The 16,566-nt window shown below is 65.9% G+C and carries 15 protein-coding genes, 2 tRNA genes and 1 pseudogene; 9 read left to right on the top strand and 9 right to left on the bottom strand.

Annotated elements, in window-relative coordinates; translation table 11 throughout:
* Window positions 1-98: 98 nt before the first annotated feature.
* The 3 genes from jaqu_RS12220 to jaqu_RS12210 are packed head-to-tail and all read right to left on the bottom strand — an operon-like array spanning window position 99 to window position 3,407.
* Entirely contained in the window at window positions 99-1,301 is a 1,203-nt protein-coding gene (locus tag jaqu_RS12220; protein WP_043919274.1) for a CaiB/BaiF CoA transferase family protein, read from the bottom strand.
* Window positions 1,285-2,889 carry a thiamine pyrophosphate-binding protein gene (locus tag jaqu_RS12215; protein ID WP_043919273.1) on the bottom strand — a complete coding sequence of 535 codons (1,605 nt, stop codon included), beginning with the start codon at window positions 2,887-2,889 and terminating at the stop codon, window positions 1,285-1,287. Before jaqu_RS12215 ends, jaqu_RS12220 begins: the two co-directional genes overlap by 17 nt.
* 41 nt (window positions 2,890-2,930) lie before the next feature.
* Window positions 2,931-3,407, bottom strand: a complete 477-nt coding sequence (locus tag jaqu_RS12210; protein ID WP_043919272.1) for a DUF302 domain-containing protein — start codon at window positions 3,405-3,407, stop codon at window positions 2,931-2,933.
* A gap of 105 nt (window positions 3,408-3,512) precedes the next feature.
* Here jaqu_RS12210 and jaqu_RS12205 point away from each other — a divergent pair.
* The 4 genes and pseudogenes from jaqu_RS12205 (at window position 3,513) to jaqu_RS22100 (ending at window position 5,449) form a co-directional block, all read left to right on the top strand.
* Window positions 3,513-3,602, top strand: a tRNA-Ser gene (locus tag jaqu_RS12205).
* Window positions 3,603-4,486: 884 nt separating this feature from the next.
* The gene (locus jaqu_RS12195) at window positions 4,487-4,780 is read left to right on the top strand and encodes a LysE family translocator (protein ID WP_052500944.1); all 294 of its coding nucleotides are present in this window, start codon (window positions 4,487-4,489) and stop codon (window positions 4,778-4,780) included.
* A pseudogene (locus jaqu_RS22400) lies at window positions 4,750-4,827 on the top strand (hypothetical protein); the annotation flags it as partial. The gene jaqu_RS12195 and the pseudogene jaqu_RS22400, both read left to right, overlap by 31 nt.
* A gap of 79 nt (window positions 4,828-4,906) precedes the next feature.
* A complete protein-coding gene (locus tag jaqu_RS22100) occupies window positions 4,907-5,449 on the top strand; it encodes an IS110 family transposase (protein WP_052500943.1) in 543 nt (180 codons plus the stop codon).
* Between the two features lie 545 nt (window positions 5,450-5,994).
* Here the strand turns inward: jaqu_RS22100 and jaqu_RS12185 are convergent.
* Together jaqu_RS12185 and jaqu_RS12180 are read right to left on the bottom strand one after the other, a co-directional pair.
* Window positions 5,995-9,648, bottom strand: a complete 3,654-nt coding sequence (locus tag jaqu_RS12185; RefSeq protein WP_043919270.1) for a vitamin B12-dependent ribonucleotide reductase — start codon at window positions 9,646-9,648, stop codon at window positions 5,995-5,997.
* A gap of 487 nt (window positions 9,649-10,135) precedes the next feature.
* Window positions 10,136-11,077, bottom strand: coding sequence for a type IV pili methyl-accepting chemotaxis transducer N-terminal domain-containing protein (locus tag jaqu_RS12180; RefSeq protein ID WP_043919269.1), 942 nt, complete (start codon window positions 11,075-11,077; stop codon window positions 10,136-10,138).
* A 233-nt stretch (window positions 11,078-11,310) separates the two neighbouring features.
* Here jaqu_RS12180 and jaqu_RS12175 point away from each other — a divergent pair, with 233 nt between their 5' ends.
* Window positions 11,311-11,682, top strand: a complete 372-nt coding sequence (locus tag jaqu_RS12175; RefSeq protein WP_043919268.1) for a VOC family protein — start codon at window positions 11,311-11,313, stop codon at window positions 11,680-11,682.
* Between the two features lie 144 nt (window positions 11,683-11,826).
* Here jaqu_RS12175 and jaqu_RS12170 read toward each other — a convergent pair.
* The 4 genes from jaqu_RS12170 to pdxH form a co-directional block, all read right to left on the bottom strand.
* Window positions 11,827-11,903: transfer RNA gene (locus jaqu_RS12170), tRNA-Pro, on the bottom strand.
* Between the two features lie 27 nt (window positions 11,904-11,930).
* Window positions 11,931-12,425 carry a DUF192 domain-containing protein gene (locus jaqu_RS12165; RefSeq protein ID WP_084629805.1) on the bottom strand — a complete coding sequence of 165 codons (495 nt, stop codon included), beginning with the start codon at window positions 12,423-12,425 and terminating at the stop codon, window positions 11,931-11,933.
* A complete protein-coding gene (locus tag jaqu_RS12160) occupies window positions 12,401-12,898 on the bottom strand; it encodes a cold-shock protein (RefSeq protein ID WP_236687850.1) in 498 nt (165 codons plus the stop codon). Before jaqu_RS12160 ends, jaqu_RS12165 begins: the two co-directional genes overlap by 25 nt.
* Window positions 12,899-13,063: 165 nt before the next feature.
* Complete coding sequence (pdxH, locus tag jaqu_RS12155) at window positions 13,064-13,666, bottom strand: pyridoxamine 5'-phosphate oxidase (RefSeq protein ID WP_043919266.1); 603 nt, start codon at window positions 13,664-13,666, stop codon at window positions 13,064-13,066.
* A gap of 89 nt (window positions 13,667-13,755) precedes the next feature.
* Here pdxH and fabI point away from each other — a divergent pair, with 89 nt between their 5' ends.
* From fabI to gpt, 4 genes are read left to right on the top strand one after another with little or no spacing between them, the layout of a single operon-like run.
* On the top strand, window positions 13,756-14,568 hold the full coding sequence (gene fabI, locus jaqu_RS12150) for an enoyl-ACP reductase FabI (RefSeq protein ID WP_043919265.1): 813 nt from the start codon (window positions 13,756-13,758) through the stop codon (window positions 14,566-14,568).
* Window positions 14,565-15,182, top strand: a complete 618-nt coding sequence (locus tag jaqu_RS12145; RefSeq protein ID WP_236687849.1) for a LysE family translocator — start codon at window positions 14,565-14,567, stop codon at window positions 15,180-15,182. The genes fabI and jaqu_RS12145 overlap by 4 nt, the downstream gene beginning before the upstream one ends.
* On the top strand, window positions 15,179-15,793 hold the full coding sequence (locus jaqu_RS12140) for a LysE family translocator (RefSeq protein WP_043919264.1): 615 nt from the start codon (window positions 15,179-15,181) through the stop codon (window positions 15,791-15,793). Before jaqu_RS12145 ends, jaqu_RS12140 begins: the two co-directional genes overlap by 4 nt.
* 10 nt (window positions 15,794-15,803) lie before the next feature.
* Window positions 15,804-16,313: a xanthine phosphoribosyltransferase gene (gene gpt / locus jaqu_RS12135; RefSeq protein ID WP_043919263.1), complete on the top strand. Its 510-nt coding sequence runs from the start codon at window positions 15,804-15,806 to the stop codon at window positions 16,311-16,313.
* Window positions 16,314-16,566: the final 253 nt, after the last annotated feature.

Genomic DNA, 16,566 nt, shown 5'->3' with positions numbered 1-16,566 from the left:
GGCCCGCCCCCCTCGCATGACGCGCTTGTGAGCGGCCGTGTGCCGACACGAGGTGCGGAATGTCGCGAATTGCCGCGAATTCCGGCGCCTTTGCGCGCTCAGACGTCGCCGAAGGGATCGTCGTCGTCCAGGCGCGCGGTATGCGCCCCGAACCGGGGCGGCGGGTTGCGGTAGGTCACCGGCGTGGCGGAGAAGTGTAGCGGATTGCCGATCAATGGCAGCGTCAGCGGGCCGTCCTCGCTGGACGCCTCCATGTCCAGCGCGAGGCCCCTCGCCTCTACCTGATCCGAGGCGAAGACCTGCGGCAGCGTCTGGACGGGACCGACGGGAACGCCGACCGCTTCGAGCCCCGCGATCACCTCTGCCGTGCTGTGGCGCGCGACGGCCGGTTCGAGAATTTCGGCAAGCGCCTCGCGATTGCTGATGCGCGCCGGGTTGGTCGCAAAGAGAGCATCAGCCGACAGATCATCGAGATCAAGAAAGCCGCAGAACCGCTTGAACTGACGGTCATTTCCGACGGCGACGATGACATGCCCGTCGGCGGTCGCGTAGACGCCATACGGCACGATCGAGGGGTGATCGTTGCCACGCCGGACGGGCGTGCGACCGGTCAGCCTGGTCGCTACGCCTTCGTTGATTGTCCAGGCGACCTGAGTGTCCACCAGCGCGACGTCGAGACGTTGCCCCTCGCCCGTCCGCTCCGCGTGACGCAGCGCCGCCAAGAGGCCGACACAGGCATACATCCCGCACATGACATCGGCGATGCCGACGCCGACCTTCATCGGCAGACCCTCCGGCTCTCCGGTCAGGCTCATCATGCCGCCGTAGCCCTGGGCCATCAGGTCATAACCCGGCTTCGAGGCGTTCGGCCCGGTCTGCCCAAAGCCGGAAATCGATCCGTAGACGAGACGGCGATTGATGCCGCGCAGGCTCTCCCAGTCGAGGCCGTACTTCGCGAGGCCACCGGGCTTGAAGTTCTCGATGAAGATGTCGGCCAGTTCCGCCAAACGCCGAACCTGAGCCTGGCCGTCCTCGGTCGCGATATCTATGGCAACCGACAGCTTGTTGCGGTTGGCAGACATGAAATACGCCGAAAGATCAGTATCCTGTCCGCCATCCTTGACGTAGGGCGGCCCCCATTGCCGGGTATCGTCGCCAGCGGTCGCCGGATTCTCGACCTTGAGGACGGTCGCCCCCAAATCGCCCAGAAGCTGGGTGCAGGTCGGCCCGGCGAGAATCCGGCTGAGGTCGAGAACCTTGATGCCGTGCAGCGGACCCCGCGGCTCAGATGCGTCCGTCATAGGCCTTCCTGTCGATCTCGGCGGCGATCAGAGTAAATCCGGGATGGGCGAGGGCGTCCTCCATCGCGCCACGCAACGCATCGGCGTCAGCCACCCTCACGCCGCGCCCGCCAAACGCCCGCGCGACCGCCGCATGATCCAGCCTGTCGAAATCCACCCCGGCATTCGAAAGCTGCCGCTGCCGCTGCTTCATCTCGATCAGCGCCAGCGATGCATCGACGAAGACGACGGCGACGACGGGGACCTTTAAGGCGACGGCCGACGCCAATTCTCCGGCGACCATCAGAAAACCTCCATCGCCCATGAAGGCCACCACAGGCGTATCCGGCGCGGCCCGTTTCGCTCCCAAAGCAAGCGGAAGCGCGCAGCCCATCGTGCAGAGTCCGGTAGATTGCAGCAGCAGGCCCGGCGCCTCACATTCCCACATTTGCGACAGGAGGATCCGGTGCGCACCCGAGTCGACCGTCGCGATGGTGCCCGGGGGGCAGACGTCCCGGCAGGTGGCGATCACGGCATCGGGGCCCCATTCCCTGGCACTGAATGCCTCCCGCAAGGCGAGGCGCGCCATTGCCGGAGCATCGTCGGGCCAGGTCTCCTGCCCCGTCACCCCATCGGAGAGGCGAGAGAGCGTGTCGCCGACCGGAGCAACCACTTCGAGCGATGCGGCATGCATTCCATGGGTGTTCGGCGCATCGCAGATATCGATGACGCGCTGTGTTCCGGCATCCCACACGTTGCGCCAGCCGACCCGCATCTCGATCGGATCGTAGCCCGCAAGAATTACAAGGTCCGCGTCCCGAAAGAGCGGCAGAAGATGCCGGTCCGCAAGCGGAGAGAGCCCTGCCCCGCCAAGGCAAAGCGAATGGCCTTCGGGCATAAGGCCTTTGCCCTTGTATGTCGTGACAAGCGGCACGGAATGCGTCTCACAGAAGGCGCGTATCGTCGGCCCGGCCCGGTCGCGCACCGCGTCCAGCCCGGCGAGCATGATCGGGCGCTCGGCCTGCTCAAGCCACTCCCGGGCCTGTCTCAGCGCGTCCGCTCCGATGGCTCCGGGTGCCGTCGGCGGCAGCGCAATCGAATCATCCTCGACCGGCGCATCGGCGACAGAGATCGGGACATCCACCAAGACGGGACCGGCCCGTGGCGCCATCGCGATACGCACCGCCTTGTCGGCCTGCACCGCAGCCGCTCCGGGTGTCAGCGTGAAGGTGGCCTTGGTGATCGGGTCGAGAACCGCGCGATGATCGAGCAGCTGATGCGTATAGGTCTCGGCCTCGTCCGCGTCTATGCAGCCCGACAGGACGATCAAAGGCACGCGATCCTGTTCGGCATTTGCCACGACATTGACGGCGTTCATGACGCCGGGACCCACCGTGGCGACGAGGATCGCCGGAGCGCCGTCGACATGGTGGCCGCCTTCGGACATGAAGCCCCCCGCATTCTCGTGATGGCAGAGGATGAACTCGATCCCCGCTTTGCAGAGCGCGTCCACGATCGTCAGAACCTCCCCCCCTGGCATGCCGAAGGCACGGCGGCACCCCGCCTGGTGAAGGCGGCGGGCGAGAAGATCGGCGGCGCGTATGGTCATGATCGGCGGAGTATCAGGGCTGAGCCGTCGCGCAAGGGCCGCTACCGGACCGCCGCCCGGCCAAGCGCCGAGAACGCGGCGTCGAGTTCCACGCCTATCGCACGCAATGCATCCGGGTCGGCGCTGTCTTCCGCGTAGGGTTCGAGGACGCGAGACGGCAGCTTGTAAGCCAGCGTCGCCGTTCCGTCGGCATCCTCGGTGACGTAGATGCGCATCGGCGCTTCGATCATCGCGGGCGTGGACAGGCGCAGCAGGCGAACGGCGAAATCGTTGTTGAAGAGGCCGATGACGCGGTTGCCCGGGATTTCTATCCCACGCCGTGCGGCGGCTCCGGTCGGTCCCGCTTGCGTGACGACATTAAGCCCCGCGCCCCCGGCCGAAGAGCGGACGGCCTCGACAAGGTCATCGAAGGCCGCCTCGGACGGGAGCACGGCCCATCCTTCCCGGCTCGCCATGTCGGCGACGTCCTGAGCGGCGGCCTGCCCCGCAAGGAGGAACGCGAGGAATGCTGTTTTCATGCGCTTCTGCTAGCGTGCCGGGGCCGCGACGGAAAATCACGTTCCCGAGACGCCCCGAGCCGTCGGCCCTTGCACCACTTGCGCCTCCTGCGTAAACCCGCCGGCGGACAGGTGGCCGAGTGGTCGAAGGCGCGCGCCTGGAAAGTGCGTAGGCGGGAAACCGTCTCGAGGGTTCGAATCCCTTCCTGTCCGCCACTTACCCCGAACAAGCATTTGTTTCGCTTTGATTTTCTGACTGCGTTGTGCAGAATTGACCCCATTTCTTCCCCCAGGACGTTTTGGTCTGGATTGCCTGCGTGGTCACACGTCTCGTGGAATTGGAGATGCTTCATGGGCGGCTCACCGGTCTTCGCGGTTCATCTCAGTTGGGGTCATGTGATCACGACAGTATGGTCTGCCCGCTGAGACACGGTCCTCCCGGAGCTTGGCTTCCGGGCCATGCGGAGGATCACGGAATACTCCGGGAGAAGCACAGACCTGTGGAGATCGGCGCAAGGCTGTGGCCAGTCCGTGACATCGGTTCGCAAGGCTAGCGTGTGGCCGAGGCGATGCGACTCAACGGGGTAATACATTCGGCCTCCTTTGTAACGTTCACGCTGACGGACGCGGAGATGACGAAAGTTGCTCGGATGCGCGTGGACAAGGCCGCACGCAGCGAGCGCGCCAGCCCCGCCCCGCGAAGAGAAGCATGGAGGAAAGTGCCAGGGTTCAGGCCGCATCGGAGGGCCGGCTCGACGACGCGGAGCCGCAGGCTTGGATATTGGCGGATTTCTCGGACTGCGGTGATCCCGGCGGCCCCCTCGCCCCGAGCATTCGCATTCATCATCCGCCGGAGCGGCGCTGATCGTGCGGCAACGCATGTCGCGCCGGGCGAGCACGGCGTTGCAGCGATCTGGCTGCTTGGCCCGCGCGGAGATGCAGCCTACCTCATCGCCTCAGGCACCCGGCCCGACCGCCGCGGCATACCCCAGAAACGGGGCGGCCGGAACGATGCTGGCAATTCATCCGGCGTTCCGGCTGGACGGACTTGCGGCTGCATTGAATCGCCTTACGGATATCCTTCGCCTGTGGAATGCTGAATGACCTTCGAGACGATCGCTCTGTTCGCCCTGACCGAGTTCCTGCTGTCGCTTACGCCGGGGCCGGCCGTGCTGCTCGTGATCGGCCTGTCCATGCGGCAAGGCTGCCGCATCGGCTTCATGGCGACGCTCGGCATCCTATCGACCAACGCCGTGTTCTTCACTTTGTCCGCCCTTGGTGTGGGCGCGCTGATACCGGCCAGCGCAACCCTCTTCACGATCCTCAAATGGGTGGGCGCGGCGACCTCGCGGCACTGGCGGAGATGCCAGAGCGGCGCTTCGTCGAGGCACTGAAGGCCGCGCGGGGCGCGACGCCCCATCAATACGTCCTCGCCCGCCGCATCGGACGTGCGCGCGACCTGCTGGGCAGCAGCGACCTGCCGCTGGCGGAGATCGCCTACGTGAAGCGCGGGAAGACGGATGGTGAAGGGGACCGTGGCGCCAGTGGCGCCTCGAAAGCCCCGGAACGACGCCGAGGCGATCTGCGAGGCCGTCTCCCGGCCCACCAGGCGCTTCGTGCCGGTGAAGTCCGCCGAGCGGCAGGCGGCGCTCCCGGATCACAAGGCGCGGGATTTTCTCGCCCGCCGGCGGACCCAGACGGCGACCGCGATCCACGCGCATCTGTCGGAGTTCGGGATCGTCGTCGCGAAGGGCATCCCCAACCTGGACCGGCTGCTCGACGCCGCGTGCGACGTGCCGGAGGCGGCGCGCCCGGCGCTCGATCTGCTCGCCGGTCAGCTGCGCGACCTGGAGAAGCGGATTGACGCGGCGACGGCACGTGTCACCGCCGCCCAGAAGGTGGACCCGCTGGCGCGACGGCGGGCCACCATTCCCGGCCTTGGCCCGATCGCATCGTCTGCCTTCGCCGGCCACGCCCGACGTCGCCGCCAAGACCTGTCATGCACTAAGACAGAAGCCGGACCACTTCGTTGGGGCAGGTCATCTTGGACTAACCTGTCGTGAAGACAAACATGCTTCAGCTTCAGTCCTACGAGAGCGCCGGCGCGGATTCCGGTGAGGGCGAGGACGGCGAGCAACGCCCAGTCGCGTTTCTGTTCGGATGTCGTGTGCGGCATCGCAAAAACGGCTGCACTGACGTCGGAGAGGGTTGGCGCCTCTCTTGCGTCGTCAATTCGGATTGGATGTGATAATCCGTTGCCCGTTCACCCGTCGCACGTGGAAGTTAGGCTCCAATCCTGCTTTCGACGCGGTTCGCCAATTGACCGCGGGTCTCTCACCGACTCCCGAAACGTTGAGATGAGTATTCAGGCCGCTTTCGCGTTCCTGCGTTACCCTGATGCGTCTTTTAGCCATGTACGGCTAGGTCACGGACGATTCTGCGGGATAAACCTGTGGGCGGACAGACGCGCCATTGATCCCCATGGCGTTCTCTGGTCCCAGAGGACCATCGACCCGCGAGGGCCGACATGGATCTTCTCGCGACGCGCGTGATGCGTGCGGGAAAGCCGGGGCGGGATGCGCCAACATCCCGCCCCGACCCAATCTTTTCAGCTACACCCGGACGTGGAGCCGCAGGTGTTGCACTTCATGCAGGTCCCGTTGCGCACCAGCGTGTAGTTGCCGCATTCGCCACAGGCCTCGCCCTCGTAGCCCTGCATCTTGGCCTTTGTCCGCGCGTCCATCGCCACCGCAGCGACGGTCGTCGTCTCGGCCGCGACAGCGGTCGCCCCTCCGCTCTGGGCAGCCACCGCGACGGCCGTCTCGGCGATCTGCGCGGCGACACGGTCGACCCCGCCCCGCAGAGCCACCAGATCGGCGGGCAGACGCTTGCGCAGATACCCGGTCGAGGTGACCTGCCGGATCGCGTCCAGCGGGCTTTCTCCGCCATCGCCTTCCGGCGCGCCCTCTGCGACGTCCGAATGCAGGCTGTCGAAGGTCTCGCCCTGCGGTTTCACATGCGCCAGATCCGTCCGGTCCAGATAGGACACGGCCAGTTCGCGGAAGATGTAGTCCAGCACGCTGGTCGCGTTCTTGATCGAGTCGTTGCCCTGCACCATCCCGGCCGGTTCGAACTTGGTGAAGGTGAAGGCGTCGACGAACTCCTCCAGCGGCACGCCGTATTGCAGCCCGACCGACACGGCGATGGCGAAGTTGTTCATCATCGCCCGGAAGCCCGCGCCTTCCTTGTGCATGTCGATGAAGATCTCGCCCAGCGAGCCGTCGGAATACTCGCCCGTGCGCAAATAGACCTTGTGGCCCCCGACCACCGCCTTCTGGGTGTAGCCCTTGCGGCGGTCCGGCATCTTCTCGCGACCGCGCGCGACTTCCTGGACGATGATCTTCTCGACGATCTTCTCGGCCAGGACTTCGGCCTTCTGCTGTGGGGTGCCCGTTTCCAACACCTCGGCGGCCTCGTCGTCATCCTCGACCAGCGATGCGGCGAGCGGCTGGCTCAGCTTGGACCCGTCCCGATAGAGCGCGTTGGCCTTCACGCCCAGCGACCACGAAAGCTCGTAGGCTTTCTGGCAATCCTCGATCGTCGCGTTGTTGGGCATGTTGATCGTCTTGGAGATCGCACCCGAGATGAACGACTGTGCGGCCGCCATCATGTGGATGTGGCTCTCGACCGACAGGAAGCGCTTGCCCTTCTTGCCGCAGGGATTTGCGCAGTCGAAGACCGGCAGATGCCCGTCCTTCAGGCCCGGCGCGCCTTCCAGCGTCATGGTCCCGCAGACATGGTCGTTCGCCGCCTCGATGTCCTTCTTCGAGAAGCCCAGATGACGCAGCAGGTCGAAGCTCGGATCGGATAGCTTGTCCTTCGGGACGCCCAGCGTGCCGGTCAGGAAATCCTCGCCCAGCGTCCACTGGTTGAAGACGAAACGGATGTCGAAAGCCGAAGGCAGCGCCGCCTCGATCTTCTCGATCTCGGCCTTCCCGAAGCCGTGGCCGATCAGCGCCGTGTGGTTGATCCCCGGCGCCTGCCCCAGCGAGCCATGGCCGACGGCGTAGCTGACGATCTCGGCGATCTCGCTTTCGCGGTAGCCCAGGGTGCGCAGGGCGGCGGGGACCGACTGGTTGATGATCTTGAAGTAGCCGCCACCGGCCAGCTTCTTGAACTTCACAAGCGCGAAGTCCGGCTCGATCCCGGTCGTGTCGCAATCCATGACCAGCCCGATCGTGCCGGTGGGCGCGATCACGGTGGCCTGCGCGTTGCGGTAGCCGTTCGCCTCGCCCAGCGTGACCGCCTCGTCCCAGACCTGACCAGCCAACTTGGCGAGGCCGGCATCAGGACATCCAGCGATATCAAGGACAACCGGCTTGACGTTCACGTCCTCGTAGCTGTCCGAGGCATGGGCCGCGGCACGGTGATTGCGCATCACCCGCAGCATGTGATCGCGGTTCTTGGCAAAGCCCGGGAACGCGCCCAGCTCACCGGCCATTTCGGCGGAGGTCTTGTAGCTGGTCCCGGTCATCACCGCCGTCAGCGCGCCGCACAGCGCCCGCCCCTCGCGGGAATCGTAGCCATAGCCGAGGTTCATCAGCAGGCCACCGATATTGGCATAGCCCAGCCCCAGCGTACGGAACTCGTAGCTGCGCTGCGCGATCTCCTTCGACGGGAACTGCGCCATCATCACGCTGATCTCCAGCGTGATCGTCCAGAGCCGGGAGGCATGGACGTAGAGATCCGCGTCGAATTGCCCATTCTCAAGGAACTTCAGCAGGTTCATCGACGCCAGATTGCAGGCCGTGTCGTCCAGGAACATGTATTCCGAGCACGGGTTCGAGCCGCGGATCGGGCCGTCCTCAGGGCAGGTATGCCAAGCGTTCACGGTGTCGTGGAACTGGATGCCCGGATCGGCACAGGCCCATGCGGCGTGGCCCACCTTCTCCCAAAGGTCCCGCGCCTTGATCGTCTTGGCGATGCCGCCATCGACGCGGTTCTTCAGCTCCCAGTCGGCATCCTTCTCCACGGCGTAGAGGAAGGCATCCGTCACCCGGACCGAGTTGTTCGAGTTCTGGCCCGCGACGGTGTTGTAGGCCTCGCTGTCCCAATCGGTGTCGTAGGTCGGGAACTCGATGCTGTCATAGCCCTGACGGGCATATTGCAGCACGCGCATGACGTAGGCTTCGGGAACCATGGCCTTCTTGGCGGTACGGATGGCAGCCTTCAGGCCCTCGTTCTTGGCTGGATCAACGGCATCATCCAACGCCCCGTCCCAAGCCTTCACGGCGGCCATGACCTTGTTCAGCTCGGCCTGCGTCGCCTTCGAACCGGCGACGAGCGCCGCGACCTTCTGCTCCTCGATGACCTTCCAGTCGATGAACTGCTCGATATCGGGGTGATCCATGTCGACGATCACCATCTTGGCCGCCCGCCGCGTGGTGCCGCCCGACTTGATCGCTCCGGCCGCCCGGTCGCCGATCTTGAGGAAGCCCATCAGGCCCGACGATTTGCCGCCGCCCGACAGCTTCTCGCCCTCGCCGCGCAGGTGGCTGAAATTCGTGCCCGTGCCCGAGCCGTACTTGAACAGCCGCGCCTCGCGAACCCAAAGATCCATGATGCCGCCGTCGTTCACCAGATCGTCGTCGACGGACTGGATGAAGCAGGCATGGGGCTGCGGATGCTCGTAGGAGGATTTCGATTTCACCAGCTTGTGGGTGAACGGATCGACATAGTGGTGCCCCTGGGCGGGGCCGTCGATGCCGTAGGCCCAGTGCAGTCCGGTGTTGAACCATTGCGGCGAGTTCGGCGCGGCCATCTGGCGGGCCAGCATCGCGCGCATCTCATCGAAATAGGCGCGCGCATCCTCTTCGGTGGTGAAGTAGCCGCCCTTCCAGCCCCAGTAGGCCCAGGCGCCGGCCAGACGATCGAAGACCTGACGGCTGGAGGTCTCACCGCCGAAGCGCTCCTCCTCCGGCAGTTCCTCCAGCGCCTTCTCGTCGGGAACGGAGCGCCACAGGAACTCGGGCACGTCCTTCTCGCGCACCTTCTTGAGCCGCGCGGCGACGCCCGCCTTGCGGAAATACTTCTGTGCGATCACGTCCGAGGCGACCTGCGACCAATCCTCGGGCACCTCGACCGCGTCCAGCCGGAAGACGACCGTCCCGTCGGGATTGCGGATCTCCGACGTCGTGGTGGTGAAGGCGATGGCCGCATAGGCGTCCCCGCCCGCCGAAGTGAGCTTGCGTTCGATCCGCATCTGGTGGTCTCCTGCCGAAATCCCGTTACCCTGCCGGACGCGCGCACCTTCCCAACCCGCGCCCGCTGCGCCGGTGGGCCCCTGTCGCCGGGGCCGATGCCTTGGTCCATCTTCGTCGGGCAGGCACCAGATTTGGTGGTCATACCCAACAGGACCGCAAATTAGAGTGCGGTTTTGGATCGCGTCAACGATTCGAAAAGAAAATCTTCTGAGCGGAACTGAGGGGAAGTTGTGGATGGATCGCGGCGCGGGCCCGCCCGATCTCCACAGCGGTGGAAAACCCGGCGATCGGCCCGCGCATCAACGGCTTGCCGCACCTGCAGCCTGTGCATTCATCCGGGACAGCCATCGCCGAACCGCGAGGCCGCGTCACATTTTCGCCACGATCCGGGGCGCGCCGTGACGGCGCTCGGGTAACGTTATGTTTCCGAAAAAGGGTGTCGCGGCCCGGACGCCTCTGGGCCGCGACGCGGCGTGATCGGCTCCCTCAGCCGCCATTCACGCCGTAATCGTGCTTGGAGAACTCGACATACATGTGGACGAGCTTCTCCAGCTTATACATCTTGTCGTTCAGACGCGTGTAGAGGTCGGACTTGTCGGCTTCGCCGATCTCTCCGGCCTTAACCAGCGCCAAGTGCCCGCGCACGATTTCCCAGTCGGACAACACATCTTCCAGGGCGTAGCGGATGCCCGGCGTCGGCGCCGGCTTGATCCCCAGCTCGGGCATCCCGTCGTGCAGCGCCCGGATGCCCAGCTCGAACATGTCCGTCGAGGCATAGAGCGCATCGACCCGTTCGGGCGTATGGGTACCGGTCCAGACCTCGCAAGCCTCCTTGGCGATCTTCTGCGTCAGCATCGCCTGCCGGCCGACAATATCCATGAGGATCGCATCGGATTGCAGCAGGTCCATGGGGTTGGAGTATTCGCCGCTCAGGACCGAAAGCAGATGATAGGACGTCTCGAAAAGCTCCTCGCTGGCGGCCTTGACGATACGCAGCGCGTCTGCGTCCTGCGGCGACTCCATCAGCGTTTCGAGGGCGGCCTGCACAGGCGCCCAGGTCGCGTCGAACTTGTCGAGATCCGCGAGGATCGCCCGGTCCGTCTCTTCGCCGAGGATGTTCCAGCCGGCGTCGCCATGGCGGAGCGCGGCCGAGATGCGGATGACGTCCCGCTTTGTCTCGATCATCAGCTTCCGGCTCTGGTCGGGTTCCACCCCGCCGGCCATATGGCAGGCCGCCGAGGCGACCTCGTGGGACAGCGTGCGCAGGCGGTCCGCCGCCTCCAGGCGTTCGGCCGCGCCAGGGTCGGCGGCGTAGCGGACGCTCAGAAGCAGATCCGCCTGTGCCGGCATCGCGGCGGTCACGAAGGCGGCGGTCAGGACACCCCGAACGGGCAATCCAAAGTCGAAAGTCGAGATTCGTCGCGCCATGCACGGTCTCCCTTTGGCTTACGGCTTTTCCGTCTCCGGTACGCGGGAGACTCGTCAGACTGCGGCAGGATCATCCGATATTCGTGATGACCTTAGGTCAACAAAGTGGCAAATTCGCGAAAGTCGGCCCGCGCGCGGCAACAGTCAGTTCACGGGACATCGGCGCGTGTCGCGCTAGGGCGGCCGCTTCGATCTGCGTGGATCCGGCCGTCTCACGAAGAAGGAGATCGGATATGGCTCCGAAATTCGAGGGTGGAAAGAACATCGCGATGAAGGTTCCGGCCCACCAATATGACCGGACAGTCGCGTTCTACCGCGATGTTCTCGGCCTTGACCCGGTCGGCGGACCGACCGGTGACGCGGTCGGGTTCAGGTTCGGGGCGAACAATCTCTGGATCGACAAGGTCGCCGCCATGAGCCAGGCGGAGCTCTGGCTCGAAGTCGTCACGGACGACACCGAAGCCGCCGCCAAGACCCTGCAGGAGGCCGGCATCGCGCGGTGCGACGACATCGAACGGCTTGGCGACGATTTCGACGGGTACTGGATCTCCAGCCCCGCCTCCATCATCCACCTTGTCGACGCTCGCGGCGAGTCGTGGGCCTAGGGCCATCAGGCGACGCGGGAACGCGAACCGTCCCGCCCCTCGCGATCATGGACTGCCGCGCCATACGCGCGCACGCGCTGGATCACTGACTGCGCCAAGTCATCCGATCGGAAGCAGGCCGCTCGACGGTTCTCATCAGAAGGATGGTCGGAGCGAGAGGATTCGAACCTCCGACCCCCTGTACCCAAAACAGGTGCGCTACCAGGCTGCGCCACGCTCCGACCGTGGGGCGCAGATAGCAGCGTCGTTCAGCCTTGGGAAGCGGTCTCGTCGCAGGGCCACGCCGCACCGTCCTGCGGCAGGGCCGGGCTGCGGATCACGTCGCCGGGCCCGATCCCCAGCCGCTCGGCCAAGCCTCCGTTGATCTCGAGCACAGACAGCGCATCGCCTTCCGAGCGGATCACCGTCTCGTCGCCGGGCCGGGCTTCCGCGTGGACCTTGATCACGGTCCCGGTCTCGTCGGCAAAGATCATGTCAAGCGGGATCAGGGTATTGCGCATCCAGAAGCCAAGCTCCGTCGCGCGCGGATAGACGAACAGCATCCCGCCCATGCGCGGAAGGCTTTCGCGGAACATCAGGCCCCGTGCCTGATCCGTCGGGTTCAGCGCGAGTTCGACGGTGAATTGCGCGGTGCCCCACGGCCCGCGCACATCGACCTTGTCGGAGCGGCATTCCGCAGCGACCGCCGACCCGGCAAACGCAAGGGCCGCGGCGACCCCTAGGACGAGACGATGAATTCCCACGGGCGCACCTCGACGGCCAACTTTCCACGCTGCCCTTCGGTGGCGCGCAGGCAGATCGCCTCTCCGGGTCCCAAATCGGCCAGGCCGAACCGGCGCAGCACCTCGGCATGGATGAAGACATCCTCGGGGCGTCCGAACACGTTGGCGAAGCCGAAGCCTTTGCCCTTGTCGAACCATTTCACGCGCGCCGGCTCGAACGGGACATCGTCGGGGATCGGCTGAAGGTATTCGGGCGCATCGCTACCGCCCTCGGCCGGATCATGCTCCGGCGCCGAAACCGACAGGACTTCGGATGCCTGAAAGCCCCGGGGCGACTTGGTGACGACGAGGTCCACCACCGCGCCCTCCGCGATCGAGCTTTGGCCATAGGCGCGCAGCACGTTCGCATGAAGCAGGATGTCCTTGTCCATGTCCGGAGAAGTGACGAAGCCGAAACCCCTCACCGCATCGAACCATTTGACTGTCCCCGTCATCTGACGAAGTGCTGAACTTGCCATATCCGTCACGGCACCAGTTTCCCCTGAGCCGACCGGATGGCCGACTGTTTCTTCCCAGGCGCAACATGGATTGGGATCGTGGCTACGGCAAGGCAAACCTGTACTTTTCGGCAGGTTCCGGCCGAGAACCCGACGGAAAGCTCAGGGATTCAACCTGCGAATGTCCCAACCAGCCTCAGGGTTGCGCGACCAGAGAAAACGATCGTGCAATCGGGCCGCACCGTTGGCCCAGAATTCGATCTCCACCGGCCGGATTCGAAACCCGCCCCAATGCGGCGGCCGCTCCGGATCGGGGCCCTTCTCGGCCGCCACGCGCGCGACCTCCGCCTCCAGCGCCGCCCGGCTCTCAAGCGGCTGAGATTGGCGCGAGGCCCAGGCCCCGTGACGCGACGCGAGATCGCGGGTGGCATAATAGGCATCCGATTGCGCTGCCTCGATCCGCTCGACCGGACCACGGACACGGATCTGACGGCCCAGCGACTTCCAGTAGAGGAGGAACGCCGCCTTCGGCTGCGCGGTCAATTCGCGCCCCTTGGCGCCCTCGTAATTGGTGTAGAAGACGAACACGTCCGCCTCGATCTCCTTCAGCAGGACGACCCGGACGTTCGGCATCCCATCCGCATCCACTGTCGCCAGCGAGATCGCGTTCGCGTCCGCCGGTTCGGTCCGCTCCGCCTCGGCAAGCCAAGCCCGGACCAGCGCGATCGGGTCGTCGCCCGCGAAGATACCGTTCCTGTCGTCCATCGGCTGCCCCCTGCCCCTGCGTCAGTGCCGTCTTGTCGCATTGGGGGCTTTCGCCTAACAGGGCCCGCGACGCAAGCGGAGGGGTCACGATGGCAGGTTTGATGGAGGGGAAGCGCGGGCTCATCATGGGCCTGGCCAACGACAAGTCCATCGCCTGGGGCATCGCCAAGGCCTGCGCCGACCAGGGCGCGCACCTTGCCTTCTCCTACCAGGGCGAAGCGCTGAAGAAGCGGGTCGGGCCCCTGGCCGAAAGCGTCGGATCCGACATCCTGATCGAGTGCGACGTCTCGGACGGTGCCTCCATCGACGCCGCCTTCGACGCGCTTGGCCAAAGGTGGGACGGCCTCGACTTCATCGTCCACGCCATCGGCTTCTCCGACAAGTCCGAGTTGCGGGGCCGCTACCTCGACACCTCGCTCGACAACTTCCTGATGACGATGAACGTGTCGGTCTATTCCTTCACCGCCGTCATGCAGCGCGCCGAAAAGATGATGGGCCCCGGCTCCAGCGCCCTCACGCTCAGCTATTACGGCGCCGAGAAGGTGATGCCGCACTACAACGTCATGGGCCTCGCGAAGTCGGCGCTCGAGATCAGCGTGAAGTACCTGGCCGAGGATCTGGGCAAGGACGGCATCCGCGTGAACGCCATCAGCGCGGGCACGATCAAGACGCTGGCCGCCAGCGGCATCGGCGACTTCCGCTACATCCTCAAGTGGAACGAGTACAACTCGCCCCTGCGCCGCACCGTCACGCAGGAAGAGGTGGGGCAATCGGCGATGTACCTGCTCTCCGATCTCGCCAGCGCCGTCACCGGCGAGATCCATCACGTCGATGCCGGCTATAACGTCGTCGGCATGAAGAACGTCGAGGCGCCCGACCTCACGCTGGAGAAGAAGGAGTGAGCGAGGGCCTGACGCTCGCCCAGCTCGCCGCCTTCAACGTCGCGCTCTTTTTCGCCGTGGCGGCCCCCGGGCCGGCCTTCCTGCTTTGCACGCAAGCCGCGCTTCGGGGCGGCCGGGCCGAAGGCGCCGCGGTCGGCGCGGGCCTCGCCGTCATGGCGGGCCTCTGGACGCTGGCCGCCCTCGCCGGGCTGGAGGCGCTCTTCGATCTCTTCCCCGCGCTCTATTTCGGCATGAAGCTGGGCGGCGCGCTCCTGGTCCTGTTCTTCGCGGTCCAGATCTGGCGCACGGCCCGCGATCCGGTCGCGGCCGCGCCACCCGTTTCTGGCGGGCGAGCCTTCCTTCGGGGGTTCGCGCTGAACCTGGCCAATCCGAAGTCGATCATCTTCTCTGCCGGCGTCCTCTTGGTGATCTTTCCGCCCAACCTGTCGGTTCCCGAAATGGCGCTCATCACGGCGAACCACATCCTGCTCGAAGTCGTGGTCTATTCCGCCCTCGCCGCGATCCTGACGCGCCCCGCGATCCGCGCCCGCTATCTCGCCTTCAAACCGACCCTCAGCCGGATCATGGCGGTCGTCCTGGGCGGCCTCGGCCTGCGCCTTCTGGTGTCGTCGTGACCCCGCTCGCCTTCGCCGCCATCGCGATGGTGCACCTGCTGGCCGCGATCTCGCCGGGCCCGTCCTTCGTGCTGGCTGTCCGCACCGCAGCGGGAGAGGGCCTGCGTCCGGCGCTCGCTCTCGCGGCGGGCTTCGGGCTTGGTGCGGCCCTCTGGGCGCTCGCCGCGATCACGGGTCTCGCGATCCTGTTCGACCTGGTGCCGCTCGCCTTCACGATCCTCAAGGTGCTGGGGGGTCTCTTCCTCGTCTGGCTCGCCATCTCGATGTGGCGCGACGCCCCCAACCCGATGCCCCGCGCCGCCCCGGGCACACCGCCCCGCTCCGCGCTGGCCGCATTCCGGCTCGGCCTCGTCAGCTTTCTGGCCAATCCCAAGCCCGCGGTCTTCTTCGGCGCGGTCTTCGTCGGCCTCGTGCCGGGCGATGCGCCGCTCTGGTCCCTCGCCCTGGTCGTGGCGAACGTCGCCCTGGTCGAGACGATCTGGTACGCCGCCGTCGCGCGCGCCTTCTCGCTGCCCCGCGCTCGCGCCGCCTATGCCCGCTTCAAGACCGCGATGGACCGGATGCTCGGGGTGGGCCTCGGCCTGCTCGGCATCCGCATCGCCCTGCCCTAGGAGACCTCCCATGGCCGCACCGCAACTCCCCCACGAAAAGGGCTTCCACATCAGCTGGGACCAGATCCACCGCGACAGCCGCGCGCTGGCGTGGCGTCTCGACGGCCGCGGCCCGGGCCAGGACGGGACGTGGAAGGCCATCGTCGCCATCACCCGCGGCGGCATGGCCCCCGCCATGATCATCGCCCGCGAGTTGGGCGTTCGGCTGGTCGACACGATCAGCGTCAAGTCCTACGACCACCAGACCCAGGGCGAGGCGCAGGTCCTCTCCAAGCCGGATCCGGAGATGGTGGGCGACGGCACCGGGGTCCTGGTGATCGACGACCTCGTGGATACCGGAAAGACGCTGGAGGTCGTCCGCGGCCTCTATCCCCAGGCCCATTTTGCCACCGTCTACGCCAAACCCAAAGGCGAACCGCTGGTCGACACTTTCATCACCGGCGTCAGCCAGGACACCTGGATCTTCTTCCCCTGGGACATGGCGCTCCAATACGTGGAGCCCTATCGCGGCAAGGACTGATCCGCGGCGCTCTGGACCCGCGCCATACTCTCGGCCCGTGTCTTGCAGTTACGCCGCGCCAGCCGAGGCCTCCACGCTCCATCGAGCCCGGACTTCCCCCGTCTTCCGGCACGGTGCGGCAACTCTTTGCGCCGGCCGCACATTTGCTCCCGGATCTCGACCGCCTGCCGTCGGTAAGCACCGCTTCACCACCCGCTTCTCTGCTTCCGAAATATCCCCGCCGGAGGCCCGGATCGGACGGGGCTCGATGCCC

The organism is Jannaschia aquimarina, from assembly GCF_000877395.1.
Lineage (GTDB): Bacteria > Pseudomonadota > Alphaproteobacteria > Rhodobacterales > Rhodobacteraceae > Jannaschia > Jannaschia aquimarina.
The sequence above is the reverse complement of the archived record's forward strand: the minus strand, read 5'-3'. Positions and strand labels throughout refer to the sequence as shown.